The sequence below is a fragment of the Methanothermobacter marburgensis str. Marburg genome, assembly GCF_000145295.1.
GTDB lineage: Archaea > Methanobacteriota > Methanobacteria > Methanobacteriales > Methanothermobacteraceae > Methanothermobacter > Methanothermobacter marburgensis.
The window spans coordinates 1,407,402-1,424,002 of sequence record NC_014408.1; the positions used below are offsets into that span (position 1 = coordinate 1,407,402).

The following is a 16,601-nucleotide window of genomic DNA, read 5'->3' on the forward strand; positions in this document are numbered from 1 at the left end:
TATGAGTAGTATTACAGAAATGGAGTGATAGATATGAAACTTGCAATACTAGGTGCGGGATGTTACAGGACCCACGCGGCCAGTGGAATAACAAACTTTTCCAGGGCCTGTGAAGTCGCTGAAATGGTTGGAAAACCAGAAATAGCCATGACCCATTCTACAATAACAATGGGTGCTGAGCTGAAGGAACTTGCAGGTGTCGACGAAGTGGTCGTTGCAGACCCTGTATTCGACAACCAGTTCACAGTCATAGACGACTTCGCCTACGAGGACGTCATAGAGGCCCACAAGGAGGACCCTGAAAAAATAATGCCACAGATCAGGGAAAAGGTCAACGAAGTCGCCAAGGAGCTTCCAAAACCACCAGAAGGTGCAATACACTTCACACACCCTGAAGACCTTGGATTTGAAATAACAACAGACGACAGGGAAGCGGTTGCAGACGCAGACTTCATCATGACCTGGTTCCCAAAGGGTGACATGCAGCCAGACATAATAAACAAGTTCATAGACGACATAAAGCCTGGTGCAATAGTCACACACGCCTGCACAATTCCAACCACCAAGTTCTACAAGATCTTTGAACAGAAACACGGCGACCTGGTAACCAAACCTGAAACACTCAACGTAACATCCTACCACCCAGGCGCTGTTCCTGAAATGAAGGGACAGGTATACATTGCAGAGGGCTACGCCTCAGAGGACGCAATAGAAACCCTCTTCGAACTCGGACAGAAGGCCAGGGGTAACGCATACCGGCTACCAGCAGAACTCCTCGGTCCTGTCTGTGACATGTGCTCAGCACTGACAGCAATAACCTACGCAGGTATACTATCCTACAGGGATTCAGTTACACAGGTACTCGGCGCACCAGCAAGTTTCGCACAGATGATGGCCAAGGAGTCCCTGGAGCAGATAACAGCTCTCATGGAAAAGGTTGGAATAGACAAGATGGAAGAGAACCTCGACCCCGGTGCACTCCTGGGTACAGCTGACTCCATGAACTTCGGAGCATCAGCAGAGATACTTCCAACCGTCTTTGAAATCCTCGAGAAGAGGAAGAAATAACCGGGCCACGGCCCAAAAAATTTATTTATTTTTTTAACCAACTGGGTTTATAGAGATCCAACTGACTTTTATGTTCCCAAGCAGCTGAAACTGGTGTTAAATTGATGGATAAAATACTCAAAAAGGCGGCTGATGGATGTCCCCTCGATGATAACGAGGTTATACAGTTATTCCAGATAAAAGACCCGAAAGATTTTGCCCTTCTAATGGAAACAGCATTCAGCATCATGAAGGAGCGCAGAGGGGTTATCAAGCTCACATCCACAGTCCACATAACAAATATGTGCCAGGTTAGGCCAAGGTGCGGCTACTGTGGATTTGCCGCCGGAACATCACGTGATGGATACTACAGTTCATTTTTCAAAACCGATGATGAGATCCTTGAAGCCGCCAGGATAATAGAAAAATCTGGAATACCCAGGGTCAGCTGCTCAGGCGCCCATGGATTCAACGGTGAACACGCTGTTAAGGCAGCGGAAATAGTGAAGGAGAACACCTCACTTGAACTGCTCATAAACGTTGGATCCGACCTTAACAGGGCATCAGTGGAAAAACTTGCGGATTACAGTACTGACACTGTATGCTGTAACCTTGAAACCGTCAACAGAGGACTTTTCAGGCGTGTGAAACCCGGGGAGAGGATAGAGGATCGAATAAGAATCTGTGAACTTGTATGTGAAAGCGGAATGGAACTATCAAGTGGTCTCCTTATAGGTCTCGGTGAGAGTTACGCTGACCGCCTTGCACACCTGCGATTCCTTGGTGAATTTGAAACGCTTGGAGAGATACCCATCATGGGATTCAACCCCTACCCTGGAACCCCAATGGAGAACCATCCTCCCTGCCCCCTGGATGAACAGATGAAGACCATAGCCATCACACGTATCATGTACCCCGATATAAGAATAACGGTTCCAACACCCACCATAGGTCCCGAAAATGTCCGTTTCTCACTCATGGCCGGGGCAGATAACCTTGCAACGGTTATACCCGACGGTTACCCCTATGATGTCAAGGGTGTAGGGTCCCCAAGATACGGAAACCTCAACGATGTGCTGAGGGTTGTGAATGAACTGGGACTGAAGCCCCAGATATCAGCAAACCCCGCTGCGGATGGGGTTGCCCTGCTCTGATTCATAATACGCGTGTACACCAGATACCCCTGAGTCCCATCAATAAGCAGTGGTGTGATCATCAACCAATGCCCCTGAATGCCCTTAACTCTTATCAATAAGCAGTGGTGTGGTCATGTTAGAGGATATAATAGCCAGCGCATACCTTGAGTCTGCAGAGGACCGTCGCAGAGGAGACCGTGAAGAGGAAGTCAGAGCAGTGAGGGACTATATAAGCGGCGCTCAAAGGATTGTGGTGCCAAACTGGAACAGGGAAAAGGTTGATGTGATAAACGAGGTCCTAAGATCCTTCAACCTCAGGGAGGCGGAGCACCTTCAGTTCAACACCAACTGGGCGGACCTCACAAGGATGCCGGCCGTTACAAAGGCCCTCATGGCACTGGACATCTCAGGGGCAGATCTTGTTATTGCCCGCGGACGGCTTGGGGTTCCGGGTTCTGGATCGCTCCTTGTGATCATGGACTCCAGGGGGAGGATACTTTCAGCTGCCATGTCACCCCCCCACGTTATACACGAAATGGGGGTTCAGGAGGCCGTGAGATCAGAGATGACCCATGCCCTTGAACGGATAGGCTTCAAAAGAGGATCAGAATGAAACACCATGAAACAGGCATAACCGAGACGGTTAAAACATTCTTCTCAACATACAGGGTATACGACATAATCAAGCACATATCGGCAGTTAAATCAGCCGCGGTTACTGAATGGCTCGCTGAAATCGATATGAAACCTGAAAGTGCCCTTATAATCGGCTCATACTTCACAGGTGCTGCGATTGCAGGTTCACTTGACTGTGATGTGACCGTTGCAGATATAAACCCACAGACACGTTTTATCCTTGATGATAACGTGAATTTCCAGGAGGGTCTTATGGACCTCAGGGGTCACTGGGACCTTCTGGTTGATACAACAGGTCTCGGGGGTGTCACCGAGGATGAGCTGAGGGGCATCAGCGCGGACACATTCATCGTTGAGGACCCAGCATCAGATGGCAGCGATGATACTATAAGGAGATTCAACAGAACACGTGAAAGGCTCAGAATGGTTGAATCTGACATTTCAGGGGCCCTGCACACCTATGGCATTGGCTCCAAGACCTCCGGTACAATGACTCTCACAGTTGATGTCCTGAGGAGGTCGATGGCCGATGCACTTGAATTTGAGGGTGTGCTCTATGCAACAGCAACCCTTGAATTTTTTGAGAGGATACTCTTTAAGGACAGGGACCCTGAAAGATTCCTGAGAAACCTTGAATCGCCTGCCCTTGTGGTTTCCTCACTTGAAGATCTTGAATGTGATGGGATCATAGAGGGGAACCTTGAGATGATAAAATCAAGAATAATCCCTGAATAGCAAATGCTGCCAGCAGTTTGAAGGTGACAGTATGAGAATGGAATCCGGATCAAAGACCCCAGGCTGCCATTTCATTCATGTCCAAAGGTGATACCATCAGAATAGAATCATTTATAGAGTTCATGGAGAGCCTGGCACCGCCTGAAATTGCACTTCAAGGTGACAGGATAGGATACCATGGTCCTGAAATTGAGGTTGAATCCGTCCTGGTGCTCATGGACTACCTGGATGATGTGCCTGTGGATGGATATGACCTCCTGGTCCTCCACCACCCACCCCAGGTTGAACCTCCGATTCCCTACTATGTCGCACATTCCAACTGGGACGTTGCCGATGGTGGTGCCTGTGATGCACTTGCAGATGCCCTTGGACTGGACGTTGAATCCTTCCTTGACCCTGAAACCGGACTGGGACGCATATGTCGTGGGGACATTACACTGGAGGAGCTCATGGAAAGAACATGTGATCTGAGACCAGGGACGGTGAGGGTGGTGAACCCCAGAGAATACCTGGACCGGGTGGCGGTTGTATCAGGTTTCGGTCTCTCAGACAGGGACCTCATAAAAAGGGCCTTCTCTGAGGGGGCCTACGTTTATCTATCAGGTGACCTCACCCATGCCTCGGCGGTTCTTGCAAGAAACCTCAACATGACACTCATTGATGCGGGTCATCATGCAACGGAAATGCCAGGACTCCTGAGACTCTGTGATATGATAGAGGGCCTCGGGCTGGTGGTGGACATTACTGATACAGGTACTCCATGGACAGAGTACCGCTATGAAACATTCTAGTAGACTGGTTTTCACAGCTGGTGATATGATTGGAGATCTCTGAACTTGAAGGTAAAAAGGTGCCCCATGGAGAGGTCACACTTGTCGGTGCAGGGAGGCTGGGCTTTCGCACCGCCCTCAACCTCATGCAGATCCACCGTGGGGGCCCTGAAAGGATAAAGGTCATCGACGGCCAGAAGGTATCTGCAGATGACCTGATATTCCGCCTCATGGGGGCGAAGATAGGTGAATACAAGGTGAAGTTCATTGAATCCCTCGCCTGTGATGGCTTTTCAAGGACCGTTCAGGGCATACCCGAGTACATCACAGGGGACAACCTTAGACTCATAGGAGGGGATGTGGTCTGTGTGGAGATTGCGGGGGGTGATACCCTGCCCATCACCACAGAGATAATCCGGTATGCCCAGGAGAGGGGGGCAGCCACCATCAGCACCATGGGAGTATTTGGGATAGGTGAAGAGGACGTCTCAGTGGTGGATATAGATGAAGCTGACCCTGAAAACCCCATTGCAGCATATCTGCAGGCTGAGGGTATCCACGAGCACGTCCTTGTGGGTACAGGTAAACTCATAAGGGACTGGGAGCCTGTAACACCCCACGTCCTGGACAGGGTCTCAGAGGTTATGACGGCAGAGATACTCAAACTCCTTCGGGGTGCTCAGAGATGATAAGGGTTGCCACAGCAGAGTGCTTCACCCATGGCATCGTTGCAAGGGAGATACACGCCTACTCCATGGGTTACCCCATGAACTACCTGTGGAGGGTTGACGCTGAGGTCTCACTCGTGGCTGGCCTCTTCATACCCACACTTTCAGGTGTGCGGAGCATCCTCAGATTTGAGCCTCCAGAACCCTCCGCCACCCTCAACGACATAAAGGTTTACACTGAAAAGGAGGATGAAAGGGTGGCCCTCATGATGGCCCGCTCTGTCAGAAGGCTAACAGGCGCGGATATAGGTATAGGTACAACCGCTGGTACAGGGAGGGGTGGTATTGCTGTTGTATCAGATGACAGGGAGGAGGTTATAAACTCTGATGTGGAGGCAGACCTCAGATTTTCAGGGGCAAATGAGATTCTTGCAAGACAGGAATCAGGGATAAGGAGGGCGCTGGAGTTATTTGAATCCTTTATCAGCCCCCCATAATATCAGAAAGTTATTTATTGTATCCACGTTATACTATCCTAAGGGAAAAATAATAGGTGGTGGTTTAACTGCTTCTTGAAATAACCGACCTTGCGGTCGAGGTTAGCGGAAAACAGGTCCTCAGGGACATAGACCTCTACATCGACAGGGGCGAAACACATGTCCTTCTGGGACCCAACGGCTCAGGGAAGAGCACCCTCTTTATGACAATCCTCGGCTTTCCAAAGTACAGGGTCACAAATGGCCAGATACTATTCAAGGGAAAGGATATAACCGATATGAGTACAACCGAGCGGGTGAGGATGGGTATCGGTGTGAGCTTCCAGAACCCCCCATCCATAAGGGGTGTAAGGCTCATGGACCTCCTCAAGGTTGAAAGTGGCCTCAACACAGAGGATGATCTGACACCCGAACTCAGGGAACTTGCAGCGCGGATGAAATTCGATGAGAGCTTCCTTGAAAGGGATGTTAACCTTGGATTCTCAGGGGGTGAGGTGAAGAGGTCCGAGATCCTCCAGCTACTTGCACAGAAACCCGACTTCATAATGTTTGACGAGCCCGACTCAGGTGTGGACATAGAAAACGTTGAACTCCTTGCAGAGGAGATCAACGTCCTGCTGGACAAGGACAAGAAGCCGGGTATGAGGGAAAAGGCGGGGCTCCTAATAACCCACCTGGGCTACATACTGAACTTTGTGAATGCCGACACCGCCCATGTCCTCATGGACGGCCGTATTGCATGTTCAGGTAACCCCCGGGAGATAATTGATGATATAAGGAAGGATGGATTCAAGGGGTGTGTTGAATGCTGCGGGATACACTGAAGAAGGCTGAGAAGGCAAAGGACAAGAAGGCGCTCTACGGTGAGGACATCGACCTTGAAAGGTTCATAAGGGAAGAGGCTGGTGAACACGAGGAGGTGACAAGGGCCAAGGAGGTTCCAAAAGAGGTCCAGGAGACCCTGCTGAGGGTTGGCGTGGACCCTGAGGAGAGGGAACGTGCAGGTACATTCATACAGGTTGACCAGTCAGGCATCTGCACAACATGCGCCTCAGAGTCAATCGAGATCATGGGCATGAATGTTGCCCTCGATAAGTACAGCTGGCTCAAGGACTACATGTGGAAGGCCGTCGCAGTTGACACCGACAAGTACACAGCCACAACGGCCCTCAGGGAGGCTGAGGGAGAGATGGGGGGCTACTTCATAAGGTCAAAGCCCGGTGCACGTGAGGTATTCCCGCTTCAGGCATGCATGTTCATAGGCGACGAGCGGGTCATGCAGACAGCCCATAATATAGTGATTGCCGAGGAGAACTCTGAGCTGCACATAATAACAGGTTGTGCCACCGGTGAGGATGTTAGTTCAGCACTGCACGTTGGTGTATCTGAATTCTATCTGAAGCCGGGTGCCAAGATAACATTCACAATGGTACACAACTGGGCTGAACAGGTTGAGGTACGCCCACGTACCGGTATAATGGTGGGTGATAACGCAACCTACATAAACAACTACATACTCACAAGCCCTGTGAAGAGCATCCAGTCCTACCCAACGGCCTACTGCAGCGGTGAGAACTCAAGGGTTGTGTTCCAGTCAATACTTGGGGGGCAGAAGGATTCTGTCCTTGATGTGGGATCAAGGGTCATCCTTGAGGGTAAGGGCTCAAGTGCAGAGATGGTTTCACGTGCAGTCTCAAAGGATTCATCCCAGATATACTCAAGGGGTCACCTGGCTGGTCGTGTGCCAGAGGTCAAGGGGCACCTTGAATGCCATGGCCTTGTACTCTCAGATGACTCCATGATATACGCGGTTCCTGAACTTGAGGGAAGTGCGACGGACCTTGAGATGTCACATGAGGCCGCAGTGGGTAAGATAGCCGAGGAGGAAGTCATGTACCTGACCTCAAGGGGTCTTACAGAGGAGGAGGCCGCTTCAATGATTGTGAGGGGATTCCTGAGTATGGATATAACTGGCCTTCCACCTGAACTGGCGGCTGAAACAAAGAGAATGCTTGATATGAGCCTCAAGGGTATGTGATATTGCTGGATCTGTGTCCGGCGATATAACTCATTTTTTAAAGAGTAAATTAAGAGACGAAACGGATAATAAAAACTATCTATTTCTTAAAGAATAAGTTAAGATGCAGGGCTAACGAATCAGATAATATCAACTTATTCTGCGATTATTATGAACTCGCCAACCTTCTCAACCTTCCCGAACGGGACAAGGAGGTAGTCGCCCTTCTTCTTGGCGCCCTTGACTGTCACGTTTCTCCCGCTGTCAACCTTAATGACAACGTCTGTTATTTTTCCTGTTTTATCGTTGATTATGAGCTCCTCAAGCTCCCCAAGGATACGTGCATTGTTGGTTGCAACCTGGTAGCCCTTTATTTCACTCCAGTACTTCTCTTCCCCTTTTATGAGTTTCTTCTCTTCCATCATTCTCACCTAATTTTTCCAGGACATGCAGATCACTGCAGCTATTTATGTTCACTGCCAGCTCCAGCATGGAAACCTCAAGGATCCTCTGATCTTGTACTCTGTTTTTACTCATTAATATATTTACCCCGCAGGGTACTAATCCATCCATTGAATCTGAAAACTCGAGACCATGCATTCTGCAGAGTTTTTCAGGTACAGCAACGCAGAGGGCCTCCCCACCACCTGACAGATACTCATCTATTATCCAGTCGATGGTTGATGGGGAGATCAGCGGTAAATCCGCATTTATAACCAGAACAGGTTCATCCCGGGATTCTTCAAGGTGCGAGAGGATCTCCTGGAGGTCCTCAACGTAACCCCTCCCTGATGCCCTGAATACGGCGTACCTCCCCTGCACATGTTCCTCTGTGAGGGGTGTGTTTGGGCTCGTTACAACTATTATCTCATGGACGCCCCTGGAAGAATCAAGGCTATCAAGGACATAATCTATCATTGGCCGTCCAGATATCTCAAGGAGGGGCTTTTCACATTCAAGGCCAAGACGTTTTCCCTCCCCACCAGCCATTACAAGGGCCAGCATGATCACTCAATCCATTTATCCTCTTTCTTTGACTGGAGCTTTCTTCTCATTCCCAGTATGCATGGGCCGTTCTGCCTTCCGCCGAGTGGGGTGTGGGGTGTTCCCATGGAGTTCATGCACCTCGCCATGACAGCCGCCCCGAGTGCAAGGGCATCGGATACAAATATACAGTCCTTGAAGCGATCACCCACATTTTCCAGTATGAGTTTGGGTTTTGTGCCTGTTATACCTGCCCTTCCTGTAACCCCAAGGACCGAGCCCTCCTCGATTACACCCTCATCAAAGGCCTCATCTATCAGCCTCTTGACTATCAGTGCACTCACATGGTCCAGTGTGGCAAAGAGGGTGTGTATGCCATCCTCCTGGTATATGTCATGGCCAACCTCTGTTAGTTTCTGAAGTTTATCCCCATTCTTACCGGCGTCGCACCCTATGAGTGTTGTCCCTGCGCTGTATGCTGCCTCTGTATCCACCGGGACTGTCCCGAACCTTTTTCTGTTGACAGGCACCTTTCTTATATCGATTATCTCATCGTGTATCATCTCGGCGTGTTTCCTTGCCTTCTTCCAGTTGGCGCCCTTCAGCACGGATTTCTTGTAGAGGTCAAGTGCGGCCCCACCCCTGCAGTCCACCATTTCGGTTCCCCTGATTATGGCGTCGGATATTGCACCTGCAAGGCCGCAGAAGTTTCCAATGGTCCTTGCGTAGGGTTCATCGGAATTTACTATTCTACCGGCAAGGGTTGTCCCGAAGTCCAGGGATACGCAGGGGTTTCTGTAATCAACAGTTGTCCACTTTGAGCCCACCTTGATACCTGCAGTTACAAGTTCGCCCTCCATCTCATTTGCAACGACCTCCCTTCCTGTTGGGGGTATGACACTTGCAACCGCGCCATCGAATATGACCCTGTCAAGGTATGAGAAGTCCCTGAGGCGTTTGGGGATGTTCTCTATGGAGAGGGCTGGGGCCATTTTCCGTGGGGGTATTCCTGCTGCGAGACAGCCATCTGCAAGGGCTATTATGAGTTTACCCACCTCCTCAGGTGATCCAAAGCCGGCTGTAACACCAGTTGACCTCACCACGAAGTCAAGGTCCTTTTCTATGTCAACCTTAGCCCTTCTGAGGGACTCATGTATTGTGTCCCGCACCAGTTCAGAGACAGATTCCTTTGTGAGTTCAACACCCCATACCGTCTTACCGAATACCTCCTCGCCCTCCTTAGGGGGTCTTATGTCACGGGTCATCTTCACGGTCTCATCAAGGAGGTATGTTCTGCTTGTGTTGAGGTTGGTGGCTGTCAGTATACACTTGGTTGTTGTGTTACCCAGTTCAACCGATGCCACGATGTAGTAGACGTCCGGGCGCATTGAGTAACCGGACCCCACGGTTTTCTTTGTGAATGGTGCTGTTTTTGTATCCTCTATGCTTATGAATCTGCTCTTTGCAATAATTGGCTTTGGACCAAATAGTCTGCTCAAAAATGACAACTGATTACCCCCTGATTTAATGTAATATTGTATCCGGGGGGATAATATAAATTTTATGAATAAATCCAGATGAAAAATAATAAAAGGTATTCCTCTGTGGCGTTTGGTGGGTTTTTTGATGTAAGCTGCTAAACCGTCCTCACCAGGTGTATGGTGCAGGGTGCGTAATGTACCACCTTTTCTGACACACTGCCAAGGAGGTGCTTGTCAACCAGGCTCTTACCTGTACCCATTATGATGACGTCAACGTCCTCCTCCTCTGCAAGTTTAACTATTTCGTCTGCAGGGTTCCCCTCAAGCATAACTCCCCTGAACTTCACGTTGGGGTTCTCTGGACCTGTGAGTCCCTTCTCCATGTCCCTGAGGATCTCCTTACCCCTCTCTGTTAACTCCTTAACCATCATCTCCTTAACCTTCTTTGGGGTGAGGAAGGGTACAGAGGTATCAACCACGTAGAGGCATATAACCTCCGCCTCCCTTCCATGGAGGAGGTCCAGGGTGTGCTCTATGAGTTCGTCCATGTATTCTCCCATTGTTGGAACCAGAATTTTTCTGTACATTTCAATCACGCCAGTACAAAGAGTCTCATGACAACGTATGATATGTATACTGCAAGTAAGATTATGCCTCCACTCCTTTTAAGTTTCATGTCCCCCTGCTTTATAAGTAGCACCAGGAGTACCGTCACAAGTATCATGATTGGTGCGTCAAATCTGAGCGAGAGAGGTTCAACAGGCACCGGGGCTATGAGAGCAGGGACACCTATACCCACAAGTATGTTGAAGGTGTTGCTTCCAAGTACCGTGCCTATTGAGAGCTCATGGAGGCCCTTCACTGCAGATGAGAGTGTAACCACAAGTTCCGGTATACTTGTACCTATGGCCAGTGTGAAGAGACCCATTATCATGGCTGGTATCCCTGCAATGTCTGCAAGTTCCACACCACTGTATACCAGGATTCTGCAGCCTATAACAAGACCAGTGAAACCTACAACCGTAAGGGCAAGTTTTTTAAGGTCAAGTGGTTCCCTCTGAGTTTCATGGGAATTCTCATCAGAATATGATTTCTGGGCCTTTATGAGTCTCCACAGGTAAACAGAGTAAAGCAGTACCATTGCAACTGCTGCCAGTCTCCCTATATTCCCGAAGAACATGAAAAAGAGTAGTATCAACCCTGTCATGAGGGTGGCGCTGAAGTCCCTTTTCAGGCCATCTGCGTTTGTCTCTATGACCCCTGCAACCAGTGCAGATATCCCGAGTATACCTGCAATGTTCCATATGTTTGAACCTATGACACAGCCAACCCCTATGTCTGTACTGCCTGAAAGTGACGCTATAAGCGCCGAACCAAATTCAGGCAGGGAAGTTCCAATGGCAGATGCTGTAACACCAAGTATAACTTCAGATATGCCCAGTGAGGATCCAAGATCCACAAGGTTGTCCACAAAGATATCCGCAGATTTTATAACCAGAATCAGTGAGACCACCAGTGCAGCTATAAGAATCAATACATTTCCAAGCAAGTTATCACCACTGAAAAACTTTCTTCCATTCCCTCAAGACCAGTATATTAATTGCATATTGACACTTAAATCTTTGTGCCGGAAATATGTTGCCGTTTTCTTCTATTTAAAACATTCCATTATAATAAAAATAAATTATTTAGTAATAACAACAGTTAAAAAAAATGAAATTTCTGGCTGCTCCTAGAGCAGCTTGAAGAATGGGTGGTCTTCCACAGCCTCGGTGCCTATGTCCTTGGCTGCTTCGCTTATGAATATGTCAGCCATTGCACAGGCTGGGAATGCCATCCTGGCGTTTTCTATCGGACCGTAGAGTACGAAGTCACCACCGGCCATCTGCTGGATCAGGTTGGATCCAACGTCACATACAGGCCAGGCTTCTTTGTGTTCCTTCTTGTACTCACGGAGCCAGTCCCAGGCTGATGGCACGTTGTGGATACCGCTACCAACAGGGTAGCCCCATTTGCTCTTAACTGCAAATGAGGTCCTCACAGCAACACCTGCCCCCTGACCGAGTGGTGTAACTGCAACGTCCATGAGGTACTTGTCGATACCACAGTCGGCGGCCATTTCAAGAAGACCCTTGTCTATTGTACCGGCACCGTCTTCCCAGATTCCAATTTTACCCTCAACTGTGGGGTCCATTGGGTTGAATCCAAGGACGATTGAAGCTGAGAGTTTGGTGTTCTTGAGTGCCTCAAGTTCTGACTCGTCGGCGGCCATGTTGACTGAGTTGTAGATGGCCCTGTCCTCAAGGCCAACTTCACTGGCGTACTCTGCACCGGCGATTCTTGCCTCACCGGATGTTGAGTCTATGAAGAATGGTGCGTCGGTGATGTCACCCACAAACTCCAGGTACTTGACTATTGCCTCGGGTGTCTGACCGAAGGTCTGTACGATGTGGGGGTTACCTGTGACATCTGACATCTCTTCCTGTGTCTTTATGAGGGCTTCTGCCTTGTCCTTGTCAAAGACACCTGCCTTTTCATCTTCAATGATGCTGTGTCCACCATAAAATATTGTTCCTGCTAATACGGTTGGGTACTCTCCTGGCTGACCACCAATTTTGGTTCCAGCTATGTCCAGTACGATCTGTTCCTTATCAAACCTAAACATATGTAAACCTCCAAGCTATAGTCCGAATAGGGATTTTAAAAGTCCTTTTAACAATCCTGCAAACAGTATGTTGGTTACTGCAAGGATAATCAGACCTATCACAATACCATATAAAATACCAATATCTCTACCGATCTGCTGTCCTATGCGCTGTGAGTACTCACCGACAGTGAACTCCACCTTTTCCTCTATTTCATCCAGTTTCTCATTGGCCTTGTTGAATTCATCAGCAGAGACAAGTACGCGGGGTATTGTGGTTTTTTCTTCCTCTGACATCAGATCACCCCTAATATGCTCATCATTGCAGGCACACCAACAAGGAGGACAGCCAGGAGGAATCCTATGGCTATACCTGAAATCCTTGTGGCTATGAGGCCCGCAAATAACCTGCCATCTCTACCGATGAGCTGGTTTCGGTATTTTATGTCCTCTACAACGTTTTTAATGCCACGTATATTCGGTTTGTTGGATAGTATAATCATCTGGAAGCCTCCCTAGACCAGTAGAAGTATGCCCAGTGTCAGGGTGAAGGCAAGACCTATCATTATACCCTGAACCTTACCTGAGTACATACCGGCGAACATTCTGTTGGTGGAACCTATCATTTTAACCTGTGTCTGGATGTTCCTCATCCTCGCCTCAATAAGGGCTGTTTCTGGTGCCACAGGTTTGACCTCTTCGCCTTCCTCTTCTTCTCCGCCTTCCTCGACCTTTATGATCATGGCCTCTTCTTCGAATGCGCCGGGGTCCTTCTCGATGCATTCCTTGACCTTGGCCTTGATGGCGTCGGCGTCCTCAACGTCTATGAGGTTGACGATCTCCAGCTGTTTCTGGAACCTCTCAATACCCTCATCAGGTATGTTTTCAATGTATGGAATGGCACCGGTTGCACCGATGATGTTCCTCTTATCAGGGTCCACACCGTTCTGGTGCAGGGCCTCTATACTCTGACCTGTGATGTGTCCCTGTACCTCTGAACCGCAGAGTATAAGGAACCTGATGTTGGGGTTGGATATGAGGTTTGCGATCATCTTTTCGATTCCGAGGTTCTCTGTCTTGCATGGCCCTGCGATGGCAGCTCCTGCCTCAACAGGTATGTCCTCGATGTGAGAGGCGAGGGTGGTGGCAGCCACAGGACTTTCAGGGTCGCCCACGATGTAGTCACCGTTAACCACAGGCCATCCTTCAGCAGGTGATTTCTTTTCAACCACTTATAACACCTCCTATAAGAGCAGGGCAAACAGGATGATCAGACCAAGTATGAACCCGTAAACTATGTTGGTGAGTTTACCTGCTGTCAGGTATACTCCTTCCCTTCCAGGGTAGGAACCCTCAGGGATGGTTGTTGGGTCCAGTGAGTTAATCAGATCATCTGCTGTAGCCTCTAATGCAGCTATCTGTTCGTTTATTTCGTCCATGGATAATATTATTACTTCCCTTCCAAGGGCAGCCCCTATCATACCGGTGGAAGGATCAAGGGTCAGGTTGTATTCCGGAGCGATCTTAACAAGTGGTAACATTTCCATTTTTAAGCCTCCTAGTGCTCTTCCTCCTTAGGCCAGAGACCTGACCATTTCACGGATGCTGCTTCCTCGAAGGATGCGCTCACGAATGCCCTGAATGCCACTATCCAGCAGAGTGCACCGATAAGTGAAACAAGCCACCAGCTAGGGTTGAGCCCTATTCCAAGTAGACCCACGATGGCCATTGATATGAACCCTGTTGATGCTGCAAGTTTAAGTGTCCTTGTCTGGTTCTCATTTGGACCAAGACATGCGTTGAATGGGTGCTGAATAGCCATTGTGTTGAGGATGAATAGCAGACCTATGAATCCTGTTGTTATGACTGATGTGAGCATTGTCTGCAGTGTGTAGCTACCTGCAATGGCTGCTGAGAATCCAAGGACTGAAAGTGCTGCTGCACCTGAGATCTCCGCGGTGCACTTCTCGAGGATTGGGATTTTCATCTTAACTATCTTCTTACCCAGTACAGCCACAACCACGCCGAGTATCATTGCCAGTATCAGTGCAACAACAGGTACTGCAATGGCGGGTACCACAAACACTGATGCAAGTCCAGCCACCACACCAACTATACCTATTGAAACTGACATGTACCCGATTGATGGCACACCGGTACCGAGACCGTAACTTGCAACCCTCCTTATGGCGTCTGCGCCCCATACTATTGCACAGACAGCCCCAAGGGATGCCAGGACTGGTCCTATGACCGGGTTAACTGCGGATGCATATATACCTGCAAGTCCGCCCAGTATTCCAAGTGCCATGAGCCTGCTCTCAGGTATGGCTGCGCCGGCCGGTCCTCCAGCTGCTACTGACATTAGAAGACACCTCCGTATACGAGTAATGTTGAAAGGGCCCCTGCAACAATGGAGGCTATGAGACATGCGACTATTCCCCTGCCGATCCTCTTGAATTTAGGATCGTGGAAACCTTCTATTGTACCCCCAATGTTGTATGATGCAATAACCGCGTTTATGAAGAATATACCCACGGCAAAGATTGCTGCAACACCTGCAGCACCCATTGCACCATATGACAGGGTCTTTAGGGCCTCGTTGAGTGCCCAGTAGATGAGCCCACCACCAATTCCACCGAGGGCTCCTCCTATTATACCGCTGACAAAACAGACCGTTGGAAGACCATGCCCCTCGGTACCTGGGGTGACGTATTTTTCCTGTTCCATGCCTGTTATTGGGTCGACGCTGACCTTTGCAGATACCGGGACGGTACCCACACCAAAGACGTAGATCAGGTTACCCACCAGCATGGTGATACCTATCATGAGCATTGAACCAACTGCACCGGCAGCCATTATCATGAGGGGTGACTGTCCGGTCATTGCTGCGGCGGTTATGAGTCCTGTGAGACCCGCACCTGCAGCAAGCATAGCTGTACCGGTACCCACACCTGTTGCTGTTGCCATAGCTGCTGGTGCACCACCCACAGGTACGAAGTGGACACCTCCACCTATGAGTACTCCTCCAGCGGTTATAGCTCCTATCAGTAATAATGGATCCATTTATTCTTCCTCCTTGTATGGTCCATATCTGTTCCTTGCAAAGACTTCAAGCCTGTTGTTGAGGATTATCAGTAACAAGACTATTATGAGACCGGATATTATTCCGCCGGTTATGCCGAAGACTATTGTGTTCCAGAAGCTGAGGAATACTATTGCACCGAATGCGAATCCTGTTAGGGGTCCGCCGTACTTTGCACAGAAGTGAACAACGTCCATTGAGTTTCTTGCTCCAAGCTCTGCCTTTGTTGTTATGTCACCGTGAATCGCAACAGGTATACCTCCACCGAATGGGTACTGCTGGTACTCCCTTTCAGCACCGTAGTGGACGTCCCCTGTTGATGAACCGATTGCACCTATTGTTATACCCCAGAGCACTGCAAGAAGTGGCAGTGGGAATGGGTGTGCAAATCCAGGGATCGGTAATGTCATGAGATATGATAATCCTACAGTACAGAATGTCACAATAAAGCCATGCCCTGCAATTGGGCCTAAATGCTGAACCAGCATGTCCATGAAGAGTGGCTGGTTGAACTGGGACTGGCTGACAATTCGTCCCATGTGGGATGTTACAGCGTAGGTTGTGTGTACCATTGCGGCAATTACAGCACCGATTGCAATGGCCATTATCACAGGTAGCTGCATTGAATTCATAAGGACAAATGCAACTGAACCAGCAATTCCGCACCAGGTTCCGTAGGCAACGGGTTCCCCTGAAACGGCCTTGTTGATTATTCGGTGCAGGTGTCCCATCTGTGGTGCCAGCTGAACCTGTGAGTTGGGGTTACTCTGGGATCCTACGTCAGACTCTAAGTCCTCTGCGGCTCCTGCTATGGTTGCAGCTGCACCCATGAGAGCTACAACACCTAAACCTGTTATCATAGGGTCCATATTTCTTCCTCCTTTTATTTTTTTGAATAAAAAAA

Annotated in this window: 22 protein-coding genes; 9 read left to right on the forward strand and 13 right to left on the reverse strand. The window is 49.2% G+C overall.

Annotated features, from left to right (window positions below; translation table 11 throughout):
* Positions 1-33: 33 nt before the first annotated feature.
* From hmd to MTBMA_RS07480, 9 genes are all read left to right on the forward strand, one after another.
* Positions 34-1,068 carry a 5,10-methenyltetrahydromethanopterin hydrogenase gene (gene hmd, locus MTBMA_RS07440; RefSeq protein ID WP_013296316.1) on the forward strand — a complete coding sequence of 345 codons (1,035 nt, stop codon included), beginning with the start codon at positions 34-36 and terminating at the stop codon, positions 1,066-1,068.
* Positions 1,069-1,169: 101 nt separating this feature from the next.
* Positions 1,170-2,201, forward strand: coding sequence for a 5,10-methenyltetrahydromethanopterin hydrogenase cofactor biosynthesis protein HmdB (hmdB, locus tag MTBMA_RS07445; RefSeq protein WP_048901229.1), 1,032 nt, complete (start codon positions 1,170-1,172; stop codon positions 2,199-2,201).
* A gap of 115 nt (positions 2,202-2,316) precedes the next feature.
* Positions 2,317-2,796: a DUF3236 domain-containing protein gene (locus MTBMA_RS07450; protein ID WP_013296318.1), complete on the forward strand. Its 480-nt coding sequence runs from the start codon at positions 2,317-2,319 to the stop codon at positions 2,794-2,796.
* A complete protein-coding gene (locus tag MTBMA_RS07455) occupies positions 2,793-3,554 on the forward strand; it encodes a DUF1188 domain-containing protein (RefSeq protein ID WP_013296319.1) in 762 nt (253 codons plus the stop codon). The genes MTBMA_RS07450 and MTBMA_RS07455 overlap by 4 nt, the downstream gene beginning before the upstream one ends.
* A gap of 77 nt (positions 3,555-3,631) precedes the next feature.
* Positions 3,632-4,345 (forward strand): Nif3-like dinuclear metal center hexameric protein, encoded by a 714-nt coding sequence (locus MTBMA_RS07460; protein WP_013296320.1) that lies wholly within the window; start codon positions 3,632-3,634, stop codon positions 4,343-4,345.
* A 29-nt stretch (positions 4,346-4,374) separates the two neighbouring features.
* The gene (locus tag MTBMA_RS07465) at positions 4,375-5,013 is read left to right on the forward strand and encodes a ThiF family adenylyltransferase (protein WP_013296321.1); all 639 of its coding nucleotides are present in this window, start codon (positions 4,375-4,377) and stop codon (positions 5,011-5,013) included.
* Positions 5,010-5,489 (forward strand): UPF0254 family protein, encoded by a 480-nt coding sequence (locus MTBMA_RS07470; protein WP_013296322.1) that lies wholly within the window; start codon positions 5,010-5,012, stop codon positions 5,487-5,489. Before MTBMA_RS07465 ends, MTBMA_RS07470 begins: the two co-directional genes overlap by 4 nt.
* A 68-nt stretch (positions 5,490-5,557) precedes the next feature.
* Complete coding sequence (gene sufC, locus MTBMA_RS07475) at positions 5,558-6,313, forward strand: Fe-S cluster assembly ATPase SufC (RefSeq protein WP_048901230.1); 756 nt, start codon at positions 5,558-5,560, stop codon at positions 6,311-6,313.
* Positions 6,295-7,527, forward strand: coding sequence for a SufB/SufD family protein (locus tag MTBMA_RS07480; RefSeq protein ID WP_013296324.1), 1,233 nt, complete (start codon positions 6,295-6,297; stop codon positions 7,525-7,527). The genes sufC and MTBMA_RS07480 overlap by 19 nt, the downstream gene beginning before the upstream one ends.
* 134 nt (positions 7,528-7,661) lie before the next feature.
* On the opposite strand, the gene MTBMA_RS07485 is transcribed toward MTBMA_RS07480, so the two are convergent.
* The 13 genes from MTBMA_RS07485 to mtrE form a co-directional block, all read right to left on the reverse strand.
* Entirely contained in the window at positions 7,662-7,928 is a 267-nt protein-coding gene (locus MTBMA_RS07485) for a PRC-barrel domain-containing protein (protein WP_010876775.1), read from the reverse strand.
* Complete coding sequence (locus tag MTBMA_RS07490) at positions 7,882-8,511, reverse strand: TIGR00454 family protein (protein ID WP_148215589.1); 630 nt, start codon at positions 8,509-8,511, stop codon at positions 7,882-7,884. Before MTBMA_RS07490 ends, MTBMA_RS07485 begins: the two co-directional genes overlap by 47 nt.
* A 2-nt stretch (positions 8,512-8,513) precedes the next feature.
* Positions 8,514-9,998 carry a methanogenesis marker 14 protein gene (locus MTBMA_RS07495; protein WP_013296326.1) on the reverse strand — a complete coding sequence of 495 codons (1,485 nt, stop codon included), beginning with the start codon at positions 9,996-9,998 and terminating at the stop codon, positions 8,514-8,516.
* Between the two features lie 128 nt (positions 9,999-10,126).
* Positions 10,127-10,558: a universal stress protein gene (locus tag MTBMA_RS07500; protein WP_013296327.1), complete on the reverse strand. Its 432-nt coding sequence runs from the start codon at positions 10,556-10,558 to the stop codon at positions 10,127-10,129.
* 5 nt (positions 10,559-10,563) lie between these two features.
* The gene (locus MTBMA_RS07505) at positions 10,564-11,520 is read right to left on the reverse strand and encodes a calcium/sodium antiporter (RefSeq protein WP_013296328.1); all 957 of its coding nucleotides are present in this window, start codon (positions 11,518-11,520) and stop codon (positions 10,564-10,566) included.
* Between the two features lie 183 nt (positions 11,521-11,703).
* Positions 11,704-12,636: a tetrahydromethanopterin S-methyltransferase subunit H gene (mtrH, locus tag MTBMA_RS07510; RefSeq protein WP_013296329.1), complete on the reverse strand. Its 933-nt coding sequence runs from the start codon at positions 12,634-12,636 to the stop codon at positions 11,704-11,706.
* A gap of 15 nt (positions 12,637-12,651) precedes the next feature.
* Complete coding sequence (gene mtrG, locus MTBMA_RS07515) at positions 12,652-12,912, reverse strand: tetrahydromethanopterin S-methyltransferase subunit MtrG (protein WP_013296330.1); 261 nt, start codon at positions 12,910-12,912, stop codon at positions 12,652-12,654.
* The gene (mtrF, locus tag MTBMA_RS07520; RefSeq protein ID WP_013296331.1) at positions 12,912-13,118 is read right to left on the reverse strand and encodes a tetrahydromethanopterin S-methyltransferase subunit F; all 207 of its coding nucleotides are present in this window, start codon (positions 13,116-13,118) and stop codon (positions 12,912-12,914) included. Before mtrF ends, mtrG begins: the two co-directional genes overlap by 1 nt.
* Positions 13,119-13,130: 12 nt before the next feature.
* Positions 13,131-13,847 (reverse strand): tetrahydromethanopterin S-methyltransferase subunit A, encoded by a 717-nt coding sequence (gene mtrA / locus MTBMA_RS07525; protein WP_013296332.1) that lies wholly within the window; start codon positions 13,845-13,847, stop codon positions 13,131-13,133.
* Between the two features lie 12 nt (positions 13,848-13,859).
* Complete coding sequence (locus MTBMA_RS07530; protein ID WP_013296333.1) at positions 13,860-14,162, reverse strand: tetrahydromethanopterin S-methyltransferase subunit B; 303 nt, start codon at positions 14,160-14,162, stop codon at positions 13,860-13,862.
* A gap of 11 nt (positions 14,163-14,173) precedes the next feature.
* On the reverse strand, positions 14,174-14,977 hold the full coding sequence (mtrC, locus tag MTBMA_RS07535) for a tetrahydromethanopterin S-methyltransferase subunit MtrC (RefSeq protein WP_013296334.1): 804 nt from the start codon (positions 14,975-14,977) through the stop codon (positions 14,174-14,176).
* On the reverse strand, positions 14,977-15,678 hold the full coding sequence (gene mtrD / locus MTBMA_RS09020) for a tetrahydromethanopterin S-methyltransferase subunit D (protein ID WP_013296335.1): 702 nt from the start codon (positions 15,676-15,678) through the stop codon (positions 14,977-14,979). The genes mtrC and mtrD overlap by 1 nt, the downstream gene beginning before the upstream one ends.
* Positions 15,679-16,566, reverse strand: coding sequence for a tetrahydromethanopterin S-methyltransferase subunit E (mtrE, locus tag MTBMA_RS09025; RefSeq protein ID WP_013296336.1), 888 nt, complete (start codon positions 16,564-16,566; stop codon positions 15,679-15,681). It abuts the gene before it with no gap.
* Between the last annotated feature and the right edge of the window lie 35 nt (positions 16,567-16,601).

Excerpts from the sequence above, each read along its gene's own strand:
- mtrC (WP_013296334.1), bottom strand. The coding sequence starts at position 14,977 with ATGTCAGTAGCAGCTGGAGGACCGGCCGGCGCAGCCATACCTGAGAGC.
- MTBMA_RS07460 (WP_013296320.1), top strand. The coding sequence starts at position 3,632 with ATGTCCAAAGGTGATACCATCAGAATAGAATCATTTATAGAGTTCATG.
- mtrG (WP_013296330.1), bottom strand. The coding sequence starts at position 12,912 with ATGTCAGAGGAAGAAAAAACCACAATACCCCGCGTACTTGTCTCTGCT.
- MTBMA_RS07455 (WP_013296319.1), top strand. The coding sequence starts at position 2,793 with ATGAAACACCATGAAACAGGCATAACCGAGACGGTTAAAACATTCTTC.
- MTBMA_RS07450 (WP_013296318.1), top strand. The coding sequence starts at position 2,317 with ATGTTAGAGGATATAATAGCCAGCGCATACCTTGAGTCTGCAGAGGAC.
- hmd (WP_013296316.1), top strand. The coding sequence starts at position 34 with ATGAAACTTGCAATACTAGGTGCGGGATGTTACAGGACCCACGCGGCC.
- MTBMA_RS07485 (WP_010876775.1), bottom strand. The coding sequence starts at position 7,928 with ATGGAAGAGAAGAAACTCATAAAAGGGGAAGAGAAGTACTGGAGTGAA.
- MTBMA_RS07480 (WP_013296324.1), top strand. The coding sequence starts at position 6,295 with ATGCTGCGGGATACACTGAAGAAGGCTGAGAAGGCAAAGGACAAGAAG.
- MTBMA_RS07500 (WP_013296327.1), bottom strand. The coding sequence starts at position 10,558 with ATGTACAGAAAAATTCTGGTTCCAACAATGGGAGAATACATGGACGAA.
- MTBMA_RS07530 (WP_013296333.1), bottom strand. The coding sequence starts at position 14,162 with ATGGAAATGTTACCACTTGTTAAGATCGCTCCGGAATACAACCTGACC.
- mtrH (WP_013296329.1), bottom strand. The coding sequence starts at position 12,636 with ATGTTTAGGTTTGATAAGGAACAGATCGTACTGGACATAGCTGGAACC.
- mtrD (WP_013296335.1), bottom strand. The coding sequence starts at position 15,678 with ATGGATCCATTATTACTGATAGGAGCTATAACCGCTGGAGGAGTACTC.
- MTBMA_RS07470 (WP_013296322.1), top strand. The coding sequence starts at position 5,010 with ATGATAAGGGTTGCCACAGCAGAGTGCTTCACCCATGGCATCGTTGCA.
- mtrE (WP_013296336.1), bottom strand. The coding sequence starts at position 16,566 with ATGGACCCTATGATAACAGGTTTAGGTGTTGTAGCTCTCATGGGTGCA.
- MTBMA_RS07490 (WP_148215589.1), bottom strand. The coding sequence starts at position 8,511 with ATGCTGGCCCTTGTAATGGCTGGTGGGGAGGGAAAACGTCTTGGCCTT.
- mtrF (WP_013296331.1), bottom strand. The coding sequence starts at position 13,118 with ATGATTATACTATCCAACAAACCGAATATACGTGGCATTAAAAACGTT.